Source organism: Pseudomonas sp. TWI929, assembly GCF_039673335.1.
GTDB lineage: Bacteria > Pseudomonadota > Gammaproteobacteria > Pseudomonadales > Pseudomonadaceae > Aquipseudomonas.
The window spans coordinates 1-20924 of the sequence record NZ_JBDJLK010000091.1; the positions used below are offsets into that span (position 1 = coordinate 1).

The following is a 20924-nucleotide window of genomic DNA, read 5'->3' on the forward strand; positions in this document are numbered from 1 at the left end:
GCGATAGGGCCGCAGCGCGGCCCCGGGATAGCAGCTTTGCCGCATAAATTGCCGGGGCCGCTTTGCGGCCCTATCGCGACACAAGGCCGCTCCCACAAGGACCGCGCTATCCCTCAGGGTTTGGAGAGACGGGCAATGATCCGGTCCAGCGCATTGGCAAACGCCTGCTTATCGCGTTCACCATAGGACGCCTGCCCTCCCCCCACCTGGCCCTGCTCGCGCAGTTCGGTGAACAGGTTGCGCGCCGCCAGGCGGTCGCCCATGTTGCGCTCGTCAAACTCGCGCCCGCGCGGGTCCAGCGCCGCCACGCCTTTTTTCACCAGGCGGTCGGCCAACGGCACGTCACTGCAGATCACCAGCTCGCCGGGCACGGCGTGCTCGACCAGGTAATCATCGGCCGCATCCATGCCACTGGGCACCACGATCAGGCGCACGATCGAGAACGCCGGTTTGGCCACAGCCTGGCCCGCCACCATCACCACCTCGAACTTGCGCTTGAGGGCGAACTTGACGATCAGATCCTTGGCCGCCTTGGGGCAAGCGTCGGCATCGATCCATACACGCATCGGAAAACCTCACAATCAGGTCAAGGCGCCCATCATGCCTGATGCACAACGAAAGCTGGAGCAGCCTCGCGAAAGCGCTGGGAAAATGGCGTCAACATTCCAATTATCGCTTATCCGACCCCGCCACTCAGGTTAAACTCGCCACAGCTCCACAGGCCTGCCCGAGTGCGCAATGAACCACCCCCACGAAATCCGCCCAGACCTGGACGAAGGCATCGACCGCAAGGTCCTGGCGACATTGCGTGCACGCTTCCTGCAACTCAACCAGGGGCGGTTGCAACGCGCAATGGAGGGCCTGTCGACCCGCCAGCAACAAGTGCTGACGCTGCTGCCGCTGCTGTTCCATGTCAACCACCCGCTGTTGCCAGGCTATGTCTCGGGCAGCACCCCGGCTGGCGTATCGGGTTACGAGCCAAGCGCCGAACTGGTGGTCGAGGCCCAGCGCCTGGCACGCTCGTTCACCTGCAAGCCCCGCCATGGCAACCCGCCGCGCCCAATCCACGGCCTGTTCCTGATGGGCAGCCTGGGCTCGCTGGCCCAGGCCGAGCATAGCGACATGGACCTGTGGGTGTGCCACGCGCCCGGCCTGGCCGACGAGCTGCTAGGTGAACTGCGCCGCAAATGCCAGCTACTTGAGGCCTGGGCAGAAAGCCTGGGCGCCGAGGCGCACTTCTTCCTGATCGACACCCAAGGTTTCGCCCAAGGCCAACGCGATGGCCAGCTTGGGTCCGACGACTGCGGCACCACTCAGCACTACCTGCTGCTGGATGAGTTCTACCGCACCACCCTTTGGCTGGCCGGGCGCACGCCGCTGTGGTGGCTGGTGCCGGTTTACCAGGAACACAATTACCACGCCTACACCCAGACCCTGCTGTCCAAGCGCTTCATCCGTAGCCAGGATGCCCTCGACCTCGGCAACCTGGCGCACATTCCACCCGGCGAATTCGTCGGTGCCGGCCTGTGGCAGCTGTTCAAAGGTATCGATTCGCCCTACAAGTCGCTGCTCAAGTTGCTGCTGACCGAAGCCTACGCCAGCGAGTACCCCGCCGTGCGCTGCCTGAGCCTGGACTACAAGCAGGCGGTGTTCGCCAACCAGCTGGACCTCGACGAGCTGGACCCTTACGTGATGGTCTACCGGCGCATCGAACGCTACCTGCTGCAACGTGGCGAGACCGCGCGCCTGGAGCTGGTACGCCGCAGCCTGTACCTGAAGGTGAGCAAGAAGCTCAGCGAGCAAAACCGCGCCAATGGCTGGCAACGCCGGCTGCTGCAGCGCCTGGCCGACGAATGGGGCTGGGACGAGCGCCAGCTGGCCCTGCTGGACAGCCGCAGCCAGTGGAAAGTGCTGCAGGTGGCCGTCGAGCGCCGCGAGCTGGTGGCCGAGCTGAACCACAGCTACCGCTTCCTCAGCCAGTTCGCCCGCACGCAAAACGCCAGCAGCCGCGCCGATCAGCGCGACCTCAATGTACTGGGCCGGCGCCTGTACGCGGCCTTCGAGCGCCGCGCCGGCAAGGTCGAAGTGATCAACCCCGGCATCGCCCCGGACCTTGCCGAAGGTACCCTGACCCTGGCCCAGGCCGGCAACCGCAAGGAACCCGGCAGCTACCACTGGGAGCTGTACGCCGGCAACCTCGGCACCCAGGAAGTGCAACACTTCAGCCCGATAAAGCGTTGCCGCGAACTGCTTGAATTACTGGCCTGGGCCCATCGCAACGGCGTGATCGACAGCAGCACCCGCATGGCACTGCACCCGGGCGTCAGTGACCTCAGCGAATACGAGCTGTTCAACCTGGTGGGCTGCCTGCAGCAAAGCATCCCCCTGCCCTTGCCGACAGTCAGCGAAGTGCGCCTGCTGCAACCCAGCGTTGCCGACGAGGTGCTGCTGCTGGTCAACGTTGCCATCGACCCGCTGCGCCACCACCGCGACTTGAACATCCAGATGACTACCGAACGCACCGACTCGTTGAGCTACGCAGGCGTGCGCGAGAACCTGGTGCTGACCCTGGACCAGGTCACCCTCAATAGCTGGAACGAGGTGCTGGTCCAGCGCTATGACGGCGAACACGCGCTGGTGCGCTGCCTGCGCGACTTCCTCAACAGCCCGGTGTTGCGTGGCCACCGGCCTCGGGTGCGGGTGCGCTGCTTCTGCCAAAGCCGTGCCCAGGCCATCGGCCAGCGCGTGGAGGAGATTTTCGACACCGTGCAGCTGCTGCTCGACCAGGGCCTGAACCACCGCTACCTGCTGCAGGTGGCCCAGCACACCCATGTGCTGGAGTTGCTGCCAGAGCATGTCGGCCTGACCACCCTGGCCGAGCATGAGGCGCTGCTGGCTTACCTGGGCGAAGAACGCAGCAGCTACAGCCCGCTTTACCTGGATGCCAACGCGCTGCTGGACCACGACCTGCGCCTGGTGCTGGAGCAAGGCCGGCCGGCCTGCATCCAGGTGTACTACCGCCTGCAGGGCAGCTGGGCCGAGCTGTATGTACTGGATGAATACAACGCCCTGTGGCAGCAACGCCTGCCGCTGCATGACGAAGCCCACCTGCTGCTGCCGCTGCAGCGCTTTTTACGCTCGGTGGTGATGCGCCGCGATGCCCGGCTACCGCTGGATAACCTGCGGCCGGCTTCGCTGGAGATCCACTACGCGCAGCTGCTGCCATCCGGCCCAGGCAAGGCACGCAGCATCGAGCCACGCCTGGCCCCACTCGAGGGTAGCGACCAGCCTTACTATGAAGTGCAGGCCATTATCCAGGCCGGTGTGGCGGGTGCTGCGCATGTGACGCTGTACTGCGACCAGCAGGAGTTTTCCGAGCTGGAGCATGGTGCGCAGCTATATGCGGTGGTGGCCCGGCAGATCATTGGCCAGCGGCGTGGGGCCGGGCAGTACCGGTGCTATATCACCGACCTGGATTTGTCCGAGCTGCTGGATGACCGGCTGGGGGCGACGCAGCTGTACCTGAGCTACAAGCGGGTGCTGGAGCAGGCTTTGAACGAGGGGTTGGAGCAGGTGTTGGCGGAGGGATCCTGAATGGTCGGGGGCGCTTTGCGCCCCTTTCGCAACACAAGGCCGCAAAGCGACCCCAAAGTCTTACAGGTCGAAATCGCCCGCGGCTTCCGGCTGGTACTCGACTTCCAGCAGCTTCAGCTTGAGGGTCTTGCCCCCCGGTGCCGGCCAGTCGATCTGCTCACCCACCGACAGCCCCAGCAAGGCGCAACCAATCGGCGCCAGGATCGAGACCTTGCCTTCCGGCCCGGCATCCTTCGGGTACACCAGGGTCAGGTGATAGTCCTTGCCACTGGCTTCCTCACGGCAGTGCACGCGCGAGTTCATGGTCACCACGCCCGCCGGCACTTCCTCGTGACCGACCACCTGCTCGGCGCGGTCCAGCTCGTCCTGCAGGGCGAGCACACCCGGCGTACTCTCGTCGAGGCTGTCGATCAGACGCTCCAGACGCTGTACGTCCAATCGGGTGAGGATGAGGGAAGGCTTGGTGCTCATGATCCAGTCAGGCTCCTTTGAACAGGCGGTTTTCAATGTACAGATAAAGCAAAACCCCGCCCAAGGGCGGGGTTTGTGAAGACTTTGGCGTCACCGACGCAGAACCCGACACTACCACAGCCGGGTAAATACTCAAGCCCCTGCTATCCGTGTGCCTTAGCCTGGTCGCGCAGGGCCTGGGCTTCACGGCAGATCTGCCGGCGCCGCTCGTCATCGGCCGAGCGCCATTCGCGAATGTGCTCCACATGCCGGTGGCAACCGGTGCATACCCGCTGTTCGTCCAGCCGGCAAACGCTGATGCACGGCGATGGCACGGCGGGGCTGACGTTGCTGTAAAGCGGCTTGGGCGGCCGGGGCTGGGCGCTGCTCATGTCAGATCTCGTCGAAGTCCAGCTTCTCGCCGGCCCGCTCCCAGACGATGCGCTCAAGCATTTCGCCCAGCAGCTCCTCGCTCTTCTCGCATACCCACTTGCCACTGTCTTCGTCATAGTCGAAGTGGAAACCACCGGAACGATCGGCCAGCCACAGCTGGCGCAGCGGCTCCTGGCGGCTGAAGATCAGCTGGGCGCCGCCTTCGAACTTGACGGTGAGGACGCCAGCGGAGTTCTCCATGTCCAGGTCCATGCCGCTCTCGTCGAACAGGTCTTCCAGGGCCTGTTGGGTCGCGTCGACCAAATCATGGAAACGCGCTTCACTCAAACTCATTGCAGGAACCTCGAAATTGGCTGCTTACAGGCAAGCCGGGCAAGATACGGGCGCTTGCCGCCGAATGCAAAGGTTTAGCCGTTGCCTTCACTGGCCTCTTCGCGGGCAAGCCCGCTCCCACAAGTGCCTTCGCAGGCGGTAAGAATAGCCCGCCCGGCGGACCGGCTCTTGCATAGGCAAGCCGTCGGTCGCTCGGTATACTCGGGCGCAATACTGCATTTTTCTAAGGATTTCACCCATGAAGCGCCTGATTTCCTCGCTCGCGGCGCTGGTCGCGGTTGCCTGCCTCGTTTCGGCCTGCGGTCAGAAAGGCCCCCTGTACCTGCCGGAAGACGGCAAGGACGGCAAAGGCAGCCAAAAGTCGCATCAGCACCAGCACGCTCCGGCCGTACAGCCGCAAGAAGAGCAGCCTCTCCAGCCCGAGCAAACGCCAGAGCAGTAAGGACTTCAGATGAACGCTTTCAACTACCGCGACGGTGAGCTGTTCGCGGAAGGCGTGGCCCTGTCGGCCATCGCCGAGCGCCATGGCACCCCCACCTACGTGTACTCGCGCGCCCACATCGAGGCCCAGTACCGCAGCTACACCGACGCCCTGCAAGGCGCCGAGCACCTGGTGTGCTTCGCGGTCAAGGCCAACTCCAACCTTGGCGTACTGAACGTGCTGGCACGCCTGGGCGCAGGTTTCGACATCGTCTCCGGTGGTGAACTGGAGCGTGTGCTGGCCGCTGGCGGGCGTGCCGACCGCGTGGTGTTCTCCGGCGTGGGCAAAACCCGCGAAGACATGCGCCGCGCCCTGGAAGTGGGCGTGCACTGCTTCAACGTCGAGTCCACCGACGAGCTGGAGCGCCTGCAAGTGGTGGCCGCCGAGATGGGCAAGGTTGCCCCGGTGTCGCTGCGGGTCAACCCGGACGTCGACGCCGGCACCCACCCGTACATCTCCACCGGCCTTAAAGAAAACAAGTTCGGCATCGCCATCGCCGATGCCGAGGCCATCTACGTGCGCGCCGCGCAGTTGCCGAACCTGGAAGTGGTCGGTGTCGACTGCCACATCGGCTCGCAGCTGACCACCGTCGAGCCGTTCCTCGATGCCCTCGACCGCCTGCTGGTGCTGGTCGACCGCCTGGCCGAATGCGGCATCCACCTGCGCCACCTGGACCTGGGCGGCGGTGTCGGCGTGCGTTATCGCGATGAGCAGCCGCCGCTGGTGGCCGACTACATCAAGGCCATCCGCGAGCGCGTCGGCGAGCGCGAGCTGGCCCTGGTGTTCGAGCCGGGCCGCTACATCGTGGCCAACGCCGGCGTGCTGCTGACCCGCGTGGAATACCTCAAGCACACCGAACACAAGGACTTCGCCATCATCGATGCGGCAATGAACGACCTGATCCGCCCGGCCCTGTACCAGGCCTGGATGGGCGTCAGCGCGGTCAAGCCACGCGCGGGCGAAGGCCGTGCCTATGACCTGGTCGGCCCAATCTGCGAGACCGGCGACTTCCTCGGCAAGGACCGCGTACTCAACCTGGCCGAAGGTGATTTGCTGGCCGTGGAGTCCGCGGGCGCCTATGGTTTTGTCATGAGCTCCAACTACAACACCCGTGGCCGTTGCGCTGAAATCCTGGTCGACGGCGACCAGGCGTTCGAAGTACGCCGCCGCGAGACCATCGCCGAACTGTACGCTGGCGAAAGCCTGCTGCCGGAGTAAGCCCATGCTGCTGCGTTTTACCAAGATGCATGGGCTGGGCAACGACTTCATGGTCCTCGACCTGGTCAGCCAGCACGCGCACATCCAGCCCAAGCACGCCAAGCAATGGGGTGACCGCCACACCGGCATCGGCTTCGACCAGTTGCTGATCGTCGAGGCGCCGAACAACCCGGAAGTGGACTTCCGCTACCGCATTTTCAACGCCGACGGCTCCGAAGTGGAGCAGTGCGGCAACGGTGCGCGCTGCTTCGCCCGCTTCGTGCTGGACAAGCGCCTGACCGCGAAAAAGCGCATTCGTGTGGAAACCAAGAGCGGCATCATCGTGCTGGACGTGCAGAACGACGGCCAGGTGAGTGTCGACATGGGCCCGCCGCGCTTCATCCCTGCCGAAATCCCCTTCGTCGCCGACGAGCAGGCACCGAACTACCCACTGGAAGTCGACGGCCAGCTGCATTCCATTGCCGCCGTGTCCATGGGTAACCCGCATGCCGTGCTGCGCGTCGATGACGTGCATACTGCCCCCGTGCATGAGCTGGGCCCGAAGATCGAAAACCACCCACGCTTCCCGCAGCGGGTGAATGCCGGCTTCCTCCAGGTCATCGACCGCCACCGCGCCAACCTGCGCGTGTGGGAACGCGGTGCGGGTGAAACCCAGGCCTGTGGCACCGGTGCCTGCGCCGCGGCCGTGGCAGCGATCAGCCAGGGCTGGATGGACTCCCCGGTGTCCCTCGACCTCCCAGGTGGCCGCCTGCACATCGAATGGGCCGGCCCCGGCAAGCCCGTGTTGATGACCGGCCCGGCCGTACGCGTCTACGAAGGACAGGTTCGTCTCTAAGCGAGTAACCGCCATGACCGATCAGCCCCAGGTTTTACCCCAGCAGTCCGCCGAGCTTGATGCCGAAGCGGTGGTCGCCTACCTGCGCGCCCACCCCACTTTCTTCGCCGAGCACGACGAGTTGCTGATCGAACAGCACATCCCGCACCAACGTGGCGATAGCGTGTCGCTGGTGGAGCGCCAGCTCAAGCTGCTGCGCGACCGCAACATCGAGATGCGCCACCGCCTGTCGCAACTGATGGATGTGGCCCGCGACAACGACCGGCTGTTCGACAAGACCCGCCGGCTGATCCTCGACCTGCTCGATGCCGGCAGCCTGGAAGAAGTGGTAATGGCGGTCGAAGACAGCCTGCGCCAGGAATTCCAGGTGCCCTTCGTCAGCCTGATCCTGTTCGGCGACAACATCGCGCCGGTCGGGCGCTGGGTCAGCAACGCCGAGGCGCAGCAAGCCATCGGTGCCCTGCTGGGCGGCGGCAGGACGGTCAGTGGCAACTTGCGCGAGCACGAACTGGCCTTCCTGTTCGGTGATGAACAGCGCCGGGAAGTGGGCTCCAGCGCCGTGGCCGCCCTTGAGTACCAAGGGCTGCACGGGGTGCTGGCGATTGGCAGTCGCGACCCGCAACACTACAAGAGCAGCGTCGGCACCCTGTTCCTCGGCTATATCGCCGAAGTGCTCGGCCGCGTTGTACCACGCGTTACCCAGACCCTGCGTTCGGTACGCTGATGGAACGCCAGCTGGAGGCTTATTGCGCACATCTGCGCAATGAGCGCCAGGTGTCGGAGCACACCTTGCTGGGCTACCGTCGCGACCTGGACAAGGTCATCGCCTACTGCAAGGAACACGGCATTGCCGACTGGCAGGCGCTGCAGATCCAGCAACTGCGCCAGCTGATTGCCCGCCTGCACCACCATGGCCAGTCTTCGCGCAGCCTGGCGCGGCTGCTATCGGCGGTGCGCGGCCTGTACCGATACCTCAACCGCGAAGGCCTGTGCCAGCACGACCCGGCCACCGGCCTGAGCGCACCCAAGGGTGAGCGCCGGCTACCCAAGGTGCTGGACACCGACCGCGCCCTGCAGCTGCTCGATGGCGGCGTCGACGACGATTTCATCGCCCGCCGCGACCAGGCCATGCTCGAACTGTTCTATTCGTCGGGCCTGCGCCTGTCCGAGCTGACCAACCTCGACCTCGATCACCTCGACCTTGCCGCCGGCCTGGTGCAGGTGCTGGGCAAGGGTGGCAAGGCCCGCGTGCTGCCAGTTGGCCGCAAAGCCCGCGAGGCGCTGCAGGAATGGTACCGCCTGCGCGGCATCGGCAACCCGCGCGACCGCGCGGTGTTCATTACCCGCCAGGGCAACCGCATCAGCCCGCGGGCGGTGCAGCAACGGGTGAAGGCCGTCGGCGAGCGTGAGCTGGGCCAGCACCTGCACCCGCACATGCTTCGCCATTCCTTCGCCAGCCATGTGCTGGAATCGTCCCAGGACCTGCGCGCGGTGCAGGAGATGCTCGGCCATGCCGACATCAGCACCACGCAAATCTATACCCACCTGGACTTCCAGCACCTGGCCGCGGTGTACGACAGCGCCCACCCTCGGGCCAAACGCAGCAAAGGCACAGACTCATGAGCATCAAGCTGATCACCTTCGACCTCGACGACACCCTGTGGGACACCGCGCCGGTCATCGCCAGCGCGGAAGTCGTGCTGCGCGACTGGCTCGAAGCCAACGCCCCGATCCTTGGCGGCGTGCCGGTGGAGCACCTGTTCGCCATCCGCGAGCGCCTGGTGCAGGCCGAACCCGGCCTGAAGCACCGCATCAGCGCCCTGCGCCGGCGCGTGCTGTTCCATGCCCTGGAAGAAGTCGGCTATAGCGAGAAGCACGCGCAGGAGCTGGCCAACGAAGGCTTCGAAGTATTCCTGCATGCCCGCCACCAGGTGGAGATCTTCCCCGAGGTGCAGCCGGTGCTGGAGATTCTGCGCCACCACTACATCCTGGGCGTGGTCACCAACGGCAATGCCGACGTAAGCCGGCTGGGGCTGGCGGATTACTTCCGCTTTGCCCTGTGTGCCGAGGACCTCGGTATCGGCAAGCCAGACCCGGCGCCGTTCCTGGAGGCCCTGCGCCGTGGTGAGGTGGACGCCGGTGCGGCGGTGCACATTGGCGACCATCCGGGTGATGACATTGCTGGCGCCCAGCGCGCCGGGTTGCGTGCGGTGTGGTTCAACCCGCAAGGCAAGGCCTGGGCCGGCGACCAGGCGCCGGATGCCGAGATTCAGCGCCTGTCGCAGCTGCCTGACGTGCTTGCGCGCTGGCGCTGACAAGAGGCTGGCTTAACATTCTTGGTGGCGCTCGATCTCGTAAGCGCCAAAAAAATGCCCGGCGAATGCCCACAAAAAAGCCCGCAGCGACGGCGGGCTTTTTTGCGATCAGCCACTCAGATAGGGCGGCTGCCGTACTTGTTGTCCGGCTTCTTGGGCGGGTCGGCGACCACGTTGGCCTCGACTTCCTGCACCTTGCCACCGCGAGAAAGGAACTCCTCCATCGCCTTGGCCAGGGCATCACGCTCTTTCTGCTTGGCTTCCATGCTCGGCATCTCGTCTACCGAGACTGCCGCCTTGGATTTGCCCTTGGCAGCGGGTGCCGGGCTGCTGTCGTCATCGCCAGCGTCTTCGGCGCCATCATCAGCCGCCGCTTCGAGGCCTTCATCACCCTCGTCTTCGTCGCCTACTTCGAGGTCATCATTTTCCAGATCGTCGTCGCTCATGTTCTACCTCATGACTTGCGAAAAGCAGGTTAGTTATAGACCAGTGCAGCCGTAGACCGGCAGCCACCAGTGAAAATTCAACTGGCCGTGGGTTAGGCCACTGCCCTTGGGTCGGCGCTCCTGATGGGAGGCGGCACCCAGCAGGCCCTGCTCCTGGCAGGACCTGACAAAATCCATTAGCCCCTGCTGGCCACACGCTATTGGCAAGCCTAGCAAAGGCTGGCGAAGTGTGTGTACTACTCGTCAAACACCCTTCGGCGCGCATTCTAGCGCGCCCGTGGAAAAAGCAAAGCACCATAAATGCCCTACGACTTGTAAGTTTTTTACCTACGTCGCGAACGTGTCGGATAAACCGTTTGCCGAGCGGGAAATGCTAAAAAACTGGCAAAAAAATGCCCGGCAAGCCGGGCAAGTTTTTACCGCGTCGCAGTTACAGGTTGTAGCCGCGTTCGTTGTGCTGAGCCAGATCGAGGCCGACCGACTCCTCTTCTTCGTTGACCCGCAGGCCCATCACCACATCCAGCACCTTGAGGATCACGTAGGTGACGATGGCGGTGTAGACCACGGTGAAGATCACGCCTTTGGCCTGGACCCAGACCTGCATGCCGATGTCGGTCACGGTGCCGAAGCCACCCAGTGCCGGGGCAGCGAACACGCCGGTGAGGATGGCGCCGATGATGCCGCCGACGCCATGCACACCGAAGGCGTCCAGCGAGTCGTCATAGCCCAGCTTGCGCTTGAGGCTGGTGGCGCAGAAGTAGCAGATCACGCCCGAGGACAGGCCGATCACCAAGGCGCCCATCGGGCCCACGGTGCCTGCAGCCGGAGTGATGGCGACCAGGCCGGCAACCACACCCGAGGCGATACCCAGGGCGCTCGGTTTGCCATGGCCGATCCACTCGGCGAACATCCAGCCTAGCGCGGCAGCGGCGGTGGCGATCTGGGTCACCAGCATGGCCATGCCAGCGGTGCCGTTGGCGGCGGCGGCAGAGCCTGCGTTGAAGCCGAACCAGCCGATCCACAGCATGGCCGCGCCCATCAGGGTATAGCCCAGGTTGTGCGGGGCCATCGGGGTGGTCGGGAAGCCCTTGCGCTTGCCCAGCACCAGGCAGCACACCAGGCCTGCAATACCCGCGTTGATGTGCACCACGGTGCCGCCGGCGAAGTCCAGCACGCCCCAGTCCCACATCAGTGCACCGTCACCGCTCCACACCATGTGCGCGATCGGCGCATACACCAGGGTGAACCAGATACCCATGAACACCAGCATCGCGGAGAACTTCATGCGCTCGGCGAAGGCACCCACGATCAGCGCCGGGGTGATGATGGCGAAGGTCATCTGGAAGGTGATGAATACCGCTTCAGGGAACAGCGCGGTGGCCGAGGTCAGGTTCTCGGGCGTAACGCCGCTGAGGAAGGCCTTGGAGAAGCCGCCGACGAAGGAATTGAAGTTGAGCACGCCTTTTTCCATACCGGTGGTATCGAAGGCCATGCTGTAGCCGTAGACGACCCAGAGAATGCTCATCAGGCCGGTGATTGCAAAGCACTGCATCATCACCGACAGCACGTTCTTGGAACGCACCATACCGCCATAGAACAAGGCCAGGCCCGGAATGGTCATGAACAGCACCAGCGCCGTTGCGGTCAGCATCCAGGCGGTGTCGCCGGAGTTCAGCGCTGGGGCAGCTTCCTCTGCCAGGGCAAGCCCGGGCATTACGAGGGACAATAGGGCTCCTAGCCCTGCGATCTTACGCAGAGTCATGTTGTTTTCTCCTGGGGCGTTGGGTTTGGTGAGGCTTTGTTGCTGCTTAGATCGCGTCGGTATCGGTTTCGCCGGTACGGATACGGATCGCCTGCTCCAGATTCACCACGAAAATCTTGCCGTCACCGATCTTGCCGGTGTTGGCTGCCTTGGTGATGGCTTCGATTACCCGATCAAGGTCCTTGTCATCGATGGCGACATCGATCTTCACCTTGGGCAGGAAATCGACCACGTATTCAGCACCGCGATACAGCTCGGTGTGGCCCTTCTGCCGACCGAAACCTTTGACTTCGGTGACGGTGATGCCCTGCACGCCGATTTCCGACAGCGACTCGCGCACGTCGTCCAGCTTGAACGGCTTGATGATGGCTGTGACTAGCTTCATGAAACTCTCTCCCGATTTGGTGGACTTGCCCCAGGAAAACAAACCCGTCTCAAGTCTAAGCGCAGCGGTTGGCTTTGTAACGCGTCGTCGGCATCCGGCTCCGCGTGCGCACTGCTTGGTCACAAAGAACTGCATCAGTGCATGGCTCGTAATGGTCTTTGCAGAAACCTTGCCAGTTCCACCAAAGCACAGGAAAACAGTGGGTTATGTGAATTACTCAGGATTGGCCAGTCGCCAGCATGGAAAACATGCACAACCTTGGTGCGCGCCGACAGGGCGCGTTGCGCGAAAAATGTGCAACCGCGCGCGATTTTTGCGGGAGCGGCTTTGCGTCGCGATAGGGCTGCTGCGCACTCAGGAGTCAGGTGTGTGCGTGCTACACTGCCGGCCATTTCTCACTTTCAGTGGACAGCCCCATGCTCGCGCCCAAAGCCCTTCTCGATGCCCTGAGCGACCAGGCCTCGCGCCTGTTCAGCAGCGATACCGCCCAGCCCCGCGCAGAACTGGAAAGCCAGTTCAAGGTGCTGATGCAAGGTGCCTTCAGCAAGCTGGACCTGGTCAGCCGCGACGAATTCGACAGCCAGATGGTCGTGCTGGCGCGCACCCGCGCCCGCCTTGAAGCCCTGGAAAAGCAGGTAGCCGAACTGGAAGCTCGCCTGGCGCCCGCCCCGCAGGAATAACAAACGACACACGGAGCGTTTTCGATGAAAGTCAGCGCACGCAATGTATTCGAAGGCAAAGTCACCAACGTTCAGCCCGGAGCGGTCAATGCCGAAGTCGAGCTGACCCTGGGTGGTGGTGAAAAGCTGGTGGCGGTGGTCACCATGGCCAGCCTGCATAACCTCGGCATCAACGTCGGCAAAGATGCCGTGGCGCTGGTCAAGGCACCGTGGGTGGTACTGCTGACCGACGCTGCCGGCTACAAGCTGTCGGCCCGCAACGCGCTGGAAGGCGAAGTGGTGCGGGTGGGCGATGGCGCGGTGAATGCCGAAGTGGTGCTGAAGCTGGCCGGCGGCACCGAGGTGTATGCCATTGTGACCCGTGAAGCCGTGCAGGAGCTGGGCCTGGCCCCGGGCGTGAAGGCCACCGCGCTGATCAAGGCCTCGCACATCATCCTCGGCGCCAAGCCGTAGCAACTGTTTTGTCCAAAGTCTAAAAACTTGCGCATTGTGGGAGCGGTCAGGCAGAAGCCCGCAGGCGATTCATCTCGGGCGCTACCTGCTTCGGCGGCAGCTCACTGGCATGCAAGGTGCCGCGGAACAGCGCCGCACCGCACTGGGTGAACAAGGTTTTCACTCGGTTGTGTGAATTGAGGATCTCCGCCTGGATATCCTCGATGGCCGAGTTACCCGGCTGCAAGCTCGCCGCACGGTTAACCCATTCGATGGCGGCAAAGCGGCTTTGCTTGCGGGTGCCGCGCCCGTGCATCCAGGCCAGCCCCAGCTCGGCACTGGCACGCCCGGCAAGCCCCGGGTCCGGGTGTTCGACCAGGCTCAGCAGGTAGGCCACCGCCTCGGCCCGTTCCTGCGGCTCGCCAAATTGGCGCAGCAAAATCCCCAGGTGCAACCGCGCGCGGGCATTGGTTTGCGCGTTGCCCAGCGCGTCGACCAGCAGGCGCCTGACGGCCAACATGGCACTACGCTCGTTCAGGTCTTCATCACCATCCATGCGCAGGCGGGCCAGGTTGTACTTGGCTTGCCGGCTGCCCGCCTGCACCGCACGCTGCAGCCAGTACTCGGCCGCCTCGTCGTCCAGGTAGTGCTCCGGGGTGTTGCCCAGGCCGCCATGGTGCAGCTCGTACAGGCCAAGGGCAGCCCCCGGAAGGTTCAGTTCGGCACACCGCTCATACAGGTAGCAGGCCGCTTCATGCCGGTTGGCAACCCAGAGCAGCCGCGCAACATCGAGCACAGCGAAGCCCGGTGCCTCCCCTGCACACTGGCGCTTCACCGCAATCTGCGACCATGCCCTTGCCTGCTCGGCCGAGCGCGGCAGCCCCCAGAGGCCGAAGCGGTGCCCGACGGCGCGCAGAGCGCAGGCGGCGGCATGAGAATGGCCTGCGCTCAAGCGCTCGAGGGTGATCCGGAACGCCTGGCATTCATCCAGCACTGCGCCCACCAGAATCAGGCCGGCAAGGCAACGCAGAGGCTCGCCCATTGCACTGATGAAACCTTGATCGGCGAAGCACTCCAGGCATGCGACAAAATCGCCCAGGGCGCCTGCCGGTGCGTGTGGGGTGGTGCTGCGCAATGCACCTCGCCAGGCCAGCAGAACGGCCTGTTCCCTGGGCCTGAGCGGGCGTTGCGCCCAGGCTTCGAAGCATTGCTGCCACGCAGCAGCCGCCCGCGACTGGTGGGCACGCGGCAAGACCAGCCGGTCTTCGATAGCCATCCAGCGCACTGCATTGCGCAACGCTTCGTCCCACGGCTCGCAAAGTGGGCCACTGACCAACACCTCGAGCGCATCAGCGCTGCCCCCCCAGCGCGGCAGCAGGTAAACGGCAAGAGCCTGGATCGCCTCGAAGCAGCCGGGCCGAGCGGCCAGGGCATGGCGTAGCCAGTAATAGCGTGGGCCTTCTTTCTCGTGATCGACACGCGCGCCCAGGCATGAGGGTAAAGCCTGCGGTAGCTCGACCAGAGGTAAAATCCCGTGTTTCACCAACAACGGCGCCGCAGCCTCCTGCACTTCCACATCGGCATGGGCATTGGGCCTGAAGCGCGCAGGCTGACCGAGAAACAATTCAATCAGCCACCCGGGCTCCCGGAGTTGCGCACTGATACGCAACATGCCAATGGCCGCAGCCACCGGCTGGGCTGAACGGTCCATGGCACACAACAGGTGCGCGGTCGCGGTTTCACAGATTTGCTCGACTGCCAGCGAGCATGCGGCGTTGCGTTGGCCGCTGCCCTGCACCTGGCAGGCCCGCTGGAAACAGTGAAAGCCCATCACCACCTGCGGGTGATAAGCCTTGGGGCAGGCTTCGATCCAGGCTTTGAGCACCTGGCTCAAAGCCCTGTCGCCCGGTCGTTCCAGATCGACCAGCATATGCCCTTCGATTGCCGCCAGGTAGGCGGGAAATTCACCAGGCGGCGCTTGATGCCATTGCGCCTCAAGGCTGTCGAAAAGTCGGTTGAGTTCAACGAATGCACTGGCCTGCACCAGTTCGCGAATTGCCTGGCGCGTGCGGGTGAGCGTTTGCACGGGTACTACCTCAAGTCCATTTGAAGGAAGCCGCGGTGCCATCCCATGGCAACCGCCGTTGCCCAACAACACTAAGCCATCGCCTGGCCATGCGCAAAGTTAATTGGATCCATTTCTTGTCGAATTGTATGAATTGGCAGGGGAAATACCTGGCCTGAAAAACCACGACGCACACTTCTTGTGCTTGTAGTAGCCGCGCTGGCTATCCTTGGCTCTGCCGCAGGATGCGGCCTTTTTCAACGACAACGGAGCGTCCATGTCCCTAGCCCTCGTCCACAGCCGCGCCCAGGTAGGCGTGCAGGCACCGGCAGTCAGCGTCGAAACCCACTTGGCCAATGGCTTGCCCCATCTCACCCTGGTCGGCCTGCCGGAAACTACAGTCAAGGAAAGCAAGGACCGGGTACGCAGCGCCATCGTCAACTCCGGGCTGAACTACCCGCAGCGGCGCATCACCCAGAACCTCGCCCCCGCCGACCTGCCCAAGGACGGCGGGCGCTACGATCTGGCCATTGCCCTGGGCATCCTTGCCGCCGATGGCCAGGTGCCGATAGCCACCCTCGTCGATGTCGAATGCCTGGGCGAACTGGCGCTGTCTGGCAAACTGCGCCCGGTGCAAGGGGTGTTGCCTGCAGCACTGGCGGCACGCGAAGCAGGCCGGGCACTGGTGGTGCCACGGGAGAATGCCGAGGAAGCCAGCCTGGCCGGCGGGCTGGTGGTGTATGCGGTGGGGCACTTGCTGGAGCTGGTTGCCCACCTGAACGGCCAGGTACCGCTGCCACCATACGCTGCCAACGGTTTGATCCTGCAGCAACGGCCCTACCCGGACCTGAGCGAGGTGCAAGGCCAACTGGCGGCCAAGCGTGCCTTGCTGCTGGCGGCGGCCGGGGCGCACAACCTGCTGTTCACCGGACCACCGGGCACCGGCAAGACCCTGCTCGCCAGCCGCCTGCCCGGGTTGCTGCCACCGCTGGACGAGCACGAGGCGCTGGAAGTGGCGGCGATCCAGTCGGTCAGCGGACATGCGCCGCTGAGCAGCTGGCCGCAGCGGCCTTTTCGCCACCCCCACCACTCCGCCTCCGGCCCGGCGCTGGTGGGTGGCAGCAGCCGACCGCAACCGGGTGAAATTACCCTCGCCCACCACGGCGTGCTGTTTCTCGACGAGCTGCCGGAGTTCGAGCGGCGCGTGCTGGAAGTGCTGCGCGAGCCACTGGAATCGGGCGAGATCGTGATTGCCCGGGCCCGCGACAAAGTGCGTTTCCCCGCGCGCTTCCAGCTGGTGGCGGCGATGAACCCGTGCCCTTGTGGCTACCTGGGCGACCCCACCGGCCGCTGCCGCTGCAGCACCGAGCAGATCGCGCGCTACCGCAACAAGTTGTCCGGGCCACTGCTGGACCGCATCGACCTGCACCTGACCGTGGCCCGCGAGAGCACCACGTTGAACAACCAGCCTTGCGGCGAGAGCAGTGCCGATGTAGCGGCCAAAGTAGCGCAGGCACGGGAGCTGCAGCACAGGCGCCAAGGGTGTGCGAATGCGTTCTTGAACCTGGAGGGTTTGCGCCGTCATTGCGAATTGGTGGCGGCGGACCAGGCCTGGCTGGAGGGGGCCTGCGAGCGGTTGACCCTGTCCTTGCGGGCGGCGCACCGGTTGTTGAAGGTGGCGCGAACGCTGGCTGACCTGGAGGGGTGCGAGGCGATTGGCCGGGCGCATCTGGCCGAGGCCCTGCAGTACCGGCCGGGGAGCAGTTAGATTGCCGGGGCTGCTTTGCAGCCCATCGCGACGCAAGGCCGCTCCTACCCGCAAACGCGGTGTCCTGTGGGAACGGGTTTACCCGCGAAAGGGCCGGCACAGACTGTCACCTATTTTGGGACAACCTTTCTTCCCGGCAGCGGATTGTCTGACTCCACCCCAGCCCCCAAAATTGTCCGCCAAACTGTTCAAACGCTGCCCCGGCAGCTCATGGAGTACGAGCCAATGCCACATGAAGGCAGCCTTCTGCAAACCGCAGTGATCTTCCTGCTTGCCGCCGTCCTCGCCGTCCCCCTGGCCAAACGCCTGCAACTGGGTGCCGTGCTCGGCTACCTGCTGGCCGGCGTGGTCATCGGCCCGCAAGCACTGGGCCTGATCCGCGACACCGAAAGCGTGGCGCACATTTCCGAGCTGGGCGTGGTCCTGCTGCTGTTCATCATCGGCCTGGAGCTGTCCCCCAAACGCCTGTGGCTGATGCGCAAGTCGGTGTTCGGCGTCGGCACCGCCCAGGTACTGCTGACCGGCGCACTGATCGGCGCCATTGCCCTATTCGGTTTCAGCCAGACGCTACCGGCAGCCATCGTGCTCGGCCTGGGCCTGGCGCTGTCGTCCACCGCCCTTGGCCTGCAGAGCCTGGCCGAGAGCAAGCAGCTCAACGCCCCGCACGGTCGCCTGGCGTTCGCCATCCTGCTGTTCCAGGACATCGCCGCCATTCCGCTGATCGCCCTGGTCCCGCTGCTGGCCGCCAGTGGCCCGGACACCAGCCACGGTGACAGCCTGCAACACGGCCTGAAGGTATTCGCCAGCATCGCCGTGGTGATCATCGGCGGCCGCTACCTGCTGCGCCCGGTGTTCCGCACCGTGGCCCGCACCGGCCTGCCGGAAGTGTCTACCGCCACCGCGCTGCTGGTGGTGATCGGCACCGCCTGGCTGATGGAAGAAGCCGGCATTTCCATGGCCCTGGGCGCCTTCCTCGCCGGCCTGCTGCTGGCCGACTCGGAATACCGCCACGAGCTGGAATCGCAGATCGAACCGTTCAAGGGCCTGCTGCTGGGGTTGTTCTTCATCAGCGTCGGCATGGGCGCCAACCTGCGCCTGTTGCTGGAAATGCCGCTGGTGGTGCTGGGCCTGACCCTGCTGCTGGTGGCGGTGAAGCTGGTGCTGCTGGTTGGCGTCGGTCGCCTGGCCGGGGGCCTGAGCAGCGCCAGTGCGCTGCGCCTGGGCATGGTGCTGGCGGCCGGTGGCGAATTCGCTTTCGTGGTGTTCAAGCTGGGCAAGGACCAGGGCCTGTTCGACACCCAGACCTACGACCTGCTGCTGATGACCATCACCCTATCGATGGCCATTACCCCGCTGCTGATGATTGGCTGCGCCCGCGCCCTTAAACGCCCACAGCCAGCGCGTGAGGTGCCGGAGCAATACAAGCAGATCCAGACGGATAAGCCGCGGGTAGTGATCGTCGGCATGGGCCGCATGGGCCAGATCGTCGCGCGCATCTTGCGGGCACAGAAGATCCCGTTCATTGCCCTGGAAACCTCGGTCGATACCATCGAGATGACCCGCATGTTCGAGCAGGTACCGGTGTTCTACGGCGACCCGCTGCGCCCGGAAGTGCTGCATGCTGCCAAGGTGGGCGAGGCGGAGTACTTCATCATCACCATCGATGACCCGGAAGCTGCCATTCATACCGCAGAACGGGTGAAGCGCCTGTACCCGCACCTGAAAGTGCTGGCCCGCGCGCGTAACCGCCAGCATGTGCACAAGTTGGCGGATGTCGGTGCCGAGCCGATTCGCGAGACGTTCTATTCCAGCCTGGAAATGACCCGCCGCGCGCTGGTGGGGTTGGGTTTGAGTGATGCGCAGGCGGCGGACCGGATTGCACGGTTTACCCAGCATGATGAAGAGGTGCTGGTGGCCCAGGGGCAAGTGCGCGACGACCGGGCCAAGGTGATGCAGACGGCCAAGGAAGCGCGGGTGGAGTTGGAGCGGTTGTTTGATTCGGATGCGGATTGAGGCCTTTGAGTGCATGCCTTGAGGGTTGCAGCGCCTACAAGATCGAGCGCCGCCATTACGCGCACAAAAAAAACCATCAAATAATCGCCCGATTCTCAGCCAGGTCCTACTTCCCCGCGAACCATTTCCTACGTTCACGCCAATCCCGAGGATTTATCCTACGCATCGTGTCGACGCCCGTCTGATTGTCCGGGGAAAGCCTGCTCTCTAGGCTGACCGGGTCGCTGTCGGTTCAGCGATCGGGCGTGGAAACCCGGCAGGTTATCGGAACAGCTGTTGTCATGGCAGCTGTACGCGGGAGGCCGAATGGCCTGCCGGGGTTCCGATAGCCCGGCTTTCCACCCCGCGTGCAGCCGCCACCCTTCGCGTGGAAACGGATGGTGCCGGTCAACCTCTATCGGAGTTTGGCTATGAAAAAGATTGTCCCCAATCCCCCCCTCCCCGACACCAAAGAACGCGCCTTCAGCCGCTGCGATGCCGGCCACCCACCCTTGTTCACAGTAAACCCGGGCGTTTCCGCCCATGACGCCCTCGTGCACGTCGCCCAGTACCTGCGCGGTGCCTATGACTGTGGCTACAAAGCCCTGGAACACCTGGATGAAACCGGCAAGAGCCTGTTCTGGAGCAACCTGAATGCAGTTGAAATGGCAGAAGGGTTGGTTGAGGCATTGCTGGAGGGGATTGAGTCGCAGCCCATGAATTGATGTTGCCTGTGTTGGCCTCTTCGCGGGTGAACCCGCTCCTACAGGTACTGCACAGTTTCAGGACCTGCGGTGATCCTGTGGGAGCGGGTTTACCCGCGAAGAGGCCGGTACTGCAAACACAAAAAGGCCGGCCCCAATAAAGGGATCCGGCCTTTTTGCACACAACTACCGGGCTGTTACTTACCCGCAGTCAACGCGTTATAGCTGGTCATCAGGTTCCGATAATCCGGAATATGGTTGGAGCACAGCGCCGCCAGCCCTTCGATATCGTTGCGCCAGTCGCGGTGCAGCTCACAGGCCACACCAAACCAGGTCATCATCTGCGCACCGGCCTGGCTCATGCGGTCATGGGCGGCATCGCGAGTCATTTCGTTGAAGGTGCCGGAAGCATCGGTCACCACGAACACCTCAAACTCTTCCTCCAAAGCCGACAGCGCCGGGAACGCCACGCAAACCTCGGTCACCACACCGGCAATGATCAGCTGCTTCTTGCCAGTCGCCTTCACCGCCTTGACGAAGTCTTCGTTGTCCCAGGCATTGATCTGCCCTGGGCGGGCGATGTACGGGGCGTCCGGGAACAGTTCCTTCAGCTCGGGTACCAGCGGGCCGTTGGGGCCTTGTTCAAAGCTGGTGGTGAGGATGGTCGGCAGGTTGAAGAACTTGGCCAGGTCAGCCAGGGCCAGCACGTTGTTCTTGAACTTGTCCGGTTCAATGTCACGCACCAGCGACAGCAGGCCAGCCTGGTGGTCGACCAGCAGTACGGCGGCGTCGTCTTTGTTCAGGCGGTTGTAGGTGAATTTGCTCATGGTCTGTGCTCCTAAGGGTTATGAATTTTTCAGCAATTCGGGGTGTTTCGCGTTGATGGGCACAGATTAAAATCATCACCTTTGTGGCGGTAGTTAGCAGAATCTGGCTTTAGCGTTCCGTTCTATGAACGATGGATTTGTAGGGGCTGTGCTGGCCTCTTAGCGGCGTTTTGCGCCAATAGGCCCGCCCCAGCAACCCCAAAACCCGTCACCGAACAAATGAATACCAAAACAACCACAACAA

Annotated in this window: 21 protein-coding genes; 12 read left to right on the forward strand and 9 right to left on the reverse strand. The window is 63.7% G+C overall.

Features of this window, described 5'->3' with window-relative positions:
- Positions 1 to 113: 113 nt before the first annotated feature.
- Positions 114 to 566, reverse strand: a complete 453-nt coding sequence (locus ABE456_RS24405; protein ID WP_346646225.1) for a YaiI/YqxD family protein — start codon at positions 564 to 566, stop codon at positions 114 to 116.
- 172 nt (positions 567 to 738) lie between these two features.
- On the opposite strand from ABE456_RS24405, the gene ABE456_RS24410 reads away from it, so the two are divergent.
- Complete coding sequence (locus ABE456_RS24410) at positions 739 to 3594, forward strand: class I adenylate cyclase (protein ID WP_346646226.1); 2856 nt, start codon at positions 739 to 741, stop codon at positions 3592 to 3594.
- 60 nt (positions 3595 to 3654) lie between these two features.
- Here the strand turns inward: ABE456_RS24410 and rnk are convergent, their stop codons facing one another.
- From rnk to cyaY, 3 genes are all read right to left on the reverse strand, one after another.
- Positions 3655 to 4065, reverse strand: a complete 411-nt coding sequence (rnk, locus tag ABE456_RS24415; RefSeq protein WP_016712630.1) for a nucleoside diphosphate kinase regulator — start codon at positions 4063 to 4065, stop codon at positions 3655 to 3657.
- A 143-nt stretch (positions 4066 to 4208) separates the two neighbouring features.
- Entirely contained in the window at positions 4209 to 4436 is a 228-nt protein-coding gene (locus ABE456_RS24420; protein WP_346646227.1) for a DUF1289 domain-containing protein, read from the reverse strand.
- A 1-nt stretch (position 4437) separates the two neighbouring features.
- Positions 4438 to 4770 carry an iron donor protein CyaY gene (cyaY, locus tag ABE456_RS24425; protein WP_346646228.1) on the reverse strand — a complete coding sequence of 111 codons (333 nt, stop codon included), beginning with the start codon at positions 4768 to 4770 and terminating at the stop codon, positions 4438 to 4440.
- A 238-nt stretch (positions 4771 to 5008) separates the two neighbouring features.
- Between cyaY and ABE456_RS24430 the strand changes: the two genes are divergently transcribed.
- From ABE456_RS24430 to ABE456_RS24455, 6 genes are read left to right on the forward strand one after another with little or no spacing between them, the layout of a single operon-like run.
- Positions 5009 to 5212 carry a lipoprotein gene (locus ABE456_RS24430; RefSeq protein ID WP_346646229.1) on the forward strand — a complete coding sequence of 68 codons (204 nt, stop codon included), beginning with the start codon at positions 5009 to 5011 and terminating at the stop codon, positions 5210 to 5212.
- A gap of 9 nt (positions 5213 to 5221) precedes the next feature.
- Positions 5222 to 6469: a diaminopimelate decarboxylase gene (lysA, locus tag ABE456_RS24435; protein ID WP_346646230.1), complete on the forward strand. Its 1248-nt coding sequence runs from the start codon at positions 5222 to 5224 to the stop codon at positions 6467 to 6469.
- Positions 6470 to 6473: 4 nt separating this feature from the next.
- Positions 6474 to 7304, forward strand: coding sequence for a diaminopimelate epimerase (gene dapF, locus ABE456_RS24440; protein WP_346646231.1), 831 nt, complete (start codon positions 6474 to 6476; stop codon positions 7302 to 7304).
- A 13-nt stretch (positions 7305 to 7317) separates the two neighbouring features.
- A complete protein-coding gene (locus ABE456_RS24445; RefSeq protein ID WP_346646232.1) occupies positions 7318 to 8028 on the forward strand; it encodes a DUF484 family protein in 711 nt (236 codons plus the stop codon).
- Positions 8028 to 8927, forward strand: a complete 900-nt coding sequence (gene xerC, locus ABE456_RS24450; RefSeq protein ID WP_346646233.1) for a tyrosine recombinase XerC — start codon at positions 8028 to 8030, stop codon at positions 8925 to 8927. The genes ABE456_RS24445 and xerC overlap by 1 nt, the downstream gene beginning before the upstream one ends.
- Positions 8924 to 9619, forward strand: a complete 696-nt coding sequence (locus ABE456_RS24455) for an HAD family hydrolase (RefSeq protein ID WP_346646234.1) — start codon at positions 8924 to 8926, stop codon at positions 9617 to 9619. Before xerC ends, ABE456_RS24455 begins: the two co-directional genes overlap by 4 nt.
- Before the next feature lie 116 nt (positions 9620 to 9735).
- On the opposite strand, the gene sutA is transcribed toward ABE456_RS24455, so the two are convergent.
- From sutA to glnK, 3 genes are all read right to left on the reverse strand, one after another.
- On the reverse strand, positions 9736 to 10065 hold the full coding sequence (gene sutA / locus ABE456_RS24460) for a transcriptional regulator SutA (protein WP_201207493.1): 330 nt from the start codon (positions 10063 to 10065) through the stop codon (positions 9736 to 9738).
- A 430-nt stretch (positions 10066 to 10495) separates the two neighbouring features.
- Positions 10496 to 11827, reverse strand: coding sequence for an ammonium transporter (locus ABE456_RS24465; protein ID WP_346646235.1), 1332 nt, complete (start codon positions 11825 to 11827; stop codon positions 10496 to 10498).
- 46 nt (positions 11828 to 11873) lie between these two features.
- Positions 11874 to 12212 carry a P-II family nitrogen regulator gene (gene glnK, locus ABE456_RS24470; protein WP_002555808.1) on the reverse strand — a complete coding sequence of 113 codons (339 nt, stop codon included), beginning with the start codon at positions 12210 to 12212 and terminating at the stop codon, positions 11874 to 11876.
- Positions 12213 to 12628: 416 nt separating this feature from the next.
- Between glnK and ABE456_RS24475 the strand changes: the two genes are divergently transcribed.
- Positions 12629 to 12892 carry an accessory factor UbiK family protein gene (locus ABE456_RS24475; protein ID WP_176511393.1) on the forward strand — a complete coding sequence of 88 codons (264 nt, stop codon included), beginning with the start codon at positions 12629 to 12631 and terminating at the stop codon, positions 12890 to 12892.
- Positions 12893 to 12916: 24 nt separating this feature from the next.
- The gene (locus tag ABE456_RS24480; protein ID WP_346646236.1) at positions 12917 to 13345 is read left to right on the forward strand and encodes a TOBE domain-containing protein; all 429 of its coding nucleotides are present in this window, start codon (positions 12917 to 12919) and stop codon (positions 13343 to 13345) included.
- A 46-nt stretch (positions 13346 to 13391) separates the two neighbouring features.
- Here the strand turns inward: ABE456_RS24480 and ABE456_RS24485 are convergent, their stop codons facing one another.
- The gene (locus ABE456_RS24485; RefSeq protein ID WP_346646237.1) at positions 13392 to 15410 is read right to left on the reverse strand and encodes a DUF4034 domain-containing protein; all 2019 of its coding nucleotides are present in this window, start codon (positions 15408 to 15410) and stop codon (positions 13392 to 13394) included.
- Positions 15411 to 15666: 256 nt separating this feature from the next.
- Between ABE456_RS24485 and ABE456_RS24490 the strand changes: the two genes are divergently transcribed.
- From ABE456_RS24490 to ABE456_RS24500, 3 genes are all read left to right on the forward strand, one after another.
- Positions 15667 to 17157 (forward strand): YifB family Mg chelatase-like AAA ATPase, encoded by a 1491-nt coding sequence (locus ABE456_RS24490; RefSeq protein WP_346646238.1) that lies wholly within the window; start codon positions 15667 to 15669, stop codon positions 17155 to 17157.
- A gap of 225 nt (positions 17158 to 17382) precedes the next feature.
- Complete coding sequence (locus ABE456_RS24495) at positions 17383 to 19170, forward strand: monovalent cation:proton antiporter-2 (CPA2) family protein (protein ID WP_346646239.1); 1788 nt, start codon at positions 17383 to 17385, stop codon at positions 19168 to 19170.
- 410 nt (positions 19171 to 19580) lie between these two features.
- On the forward strand, positions 19581 to 19874 hold the full coding sequence (locus ABE456_RS24500; RefSeq protein WP_346646240.1) for a hypothetical protein: 294 nt from the start codon (positions 19581 to 19583) through the stop codon (positions 19872 to 19874).
- 176 nt (positions 19875 to 20050) lie between these two features.
- Here ABE456_RS24500 and ycaC read toward each other — a convergent pair whose 3' ends face one another.
- Positions 20051 to 20680, reverse strand: a complete 630-nt coding sequence (gene ycaC, locus ABE456_RS24505) for an isochorismate family cysteine hydrolase YcaC (protein WP_346646241.1) — start codon at positions 20678 to 20680, stop codon at positions 20051 to 20053.
- Positions 20681 to 20924: the final 244 nt, after the last annotated feature.

Coding starts and splice junctions, on each gene's coding strand:
- ABE456_RS24455 (WP_346646234.1), top strand. CDS start 8,924: ATGAGCATCAAGCTGATCACCTTCGACCTCGACGACACCCTGTGGGAC.
- lysA (WP_346646230.1), top strand. CDS start 5,222: ATGAACGCTTTCAACTACCGCGACGGTGAGCTGTTCGCGGAAGGCGTG.
- rnk (WP_016712630.1), bottom strand. CDS start 4,065: ATGAGCACCAAGCCTTCCCTCATCCTCACCCGATTGGACGTACAGCGT.
- ycaC (WP_346646241.1), bottom strand. CDS start 20,680: ATGAGCAAATTCACCTACAACCGCCTGAACAAAGACGACGCCGCCGTA.
- ABE456_RS24420 (WP_346646227.1), bottom strand. CDS start 4,436: ATGAGCAGCGCCCAGCCCCGGCCGCCCAAGCCGCTTTACAGCAACGTC.
- ABE456_RS24445 (WP_346646232.1), top strand. CDS start 7,318: ATGACCGATCAGCCCCAGGTTTTACCCCAGCAGTCCGCCGAGCTTGAT.
- ABE456_RS24490 (WP_346646238.1), top strand. CDS start 15,667: ATGTCCCTAGCCCTCGTCCACAGCCGCGCCCAGGTAGGCGTGCAGGCA.
- ABE456_RS24475 (WP_176511393.1), top strand. CDS start 12,629: ATGCTCGCGCCCAAAGCCCTTCTCGATGCCCTGAGCGACCAGGCCTCG.
- ABE456_RS24480 (WP_346646236.1), top strand. CDS start 12,917: ATGAAAGTCAGCGCACGCAATGTATTCGAAGGCAAAGTCACCAACGTT.
- ABE456_RS24465 (WP_346646235.1), bottom strand. CDS start 11,827: ATGACTCTGCGTAAGATCGCAGGGCTAGGAGCCCTATTGTCCCTCGTA.
- ABE456_RS24405 (WP_346646225.1), bottom strand. CDS start 566: ATGCGTGTATGGATCGATGCCGACGCTTGCCCCAAGGCGGCCAAGGAT.
- dapF (WP_346646231.1), top strand. CDS start 6,474: ATGCTGCTGCGTTTTACCAAGATGCATGGGCTGGGCAACGACTTCATG.
- ABE456_RS24430 (WP_346646229.1), top strand. CDS start 5,009: ATGAAGCGCCTGATTTCCTCGCTCGCGGCGCTGGTCGCGGTTGCCTGC.
- cyaY (WP_346646228.1), bottom strand. CDS start 4,770: ATGAGTTTGAGTGAAGCGCGTTTCCATGATTTGGTCGACGCGACCCAA.
- ABE456_RS24500 (WP_346646240.1), top strand. CDS start 19,581: ATGAAAAAGATTGTCCCCAATCCCCCCCTCCCCGACACCAAAGAACGC.
- xerC (WP_346646233.1), top strand. CDS start 8,028: ATGGAACGCCAGCTGGAGGCTTATTGCGCACATCTGCGCAATGAGCGC.
- ABE456_RS24410 (WP_346646226.1), top strand. CDS start 739: ATGAACCACCCCCACGAAATCCGCCCAGACCTGGACGAAGGCATCGAC.
- sutA (WP_201207493.1), bottom strand. CDS start 10,065: ATGAGCGACGACGATCTGGAAAATGATGACCTCGAAGTAGGCGACGAA.
- glnK (WP_002555808.1), bottom strand. CDS start 12,212: ATGAAGCTAGTCACAGCCATCATCAAGCCGTTCAAGCTGGACGACGTG.
- ABE456_RS24495 (WP_346646239.1), top strand. CDS start 17,383: ATGCCACATGAAGGCAGCCTTCTGCAAACCGCAGTGATCTTCCTGCTT.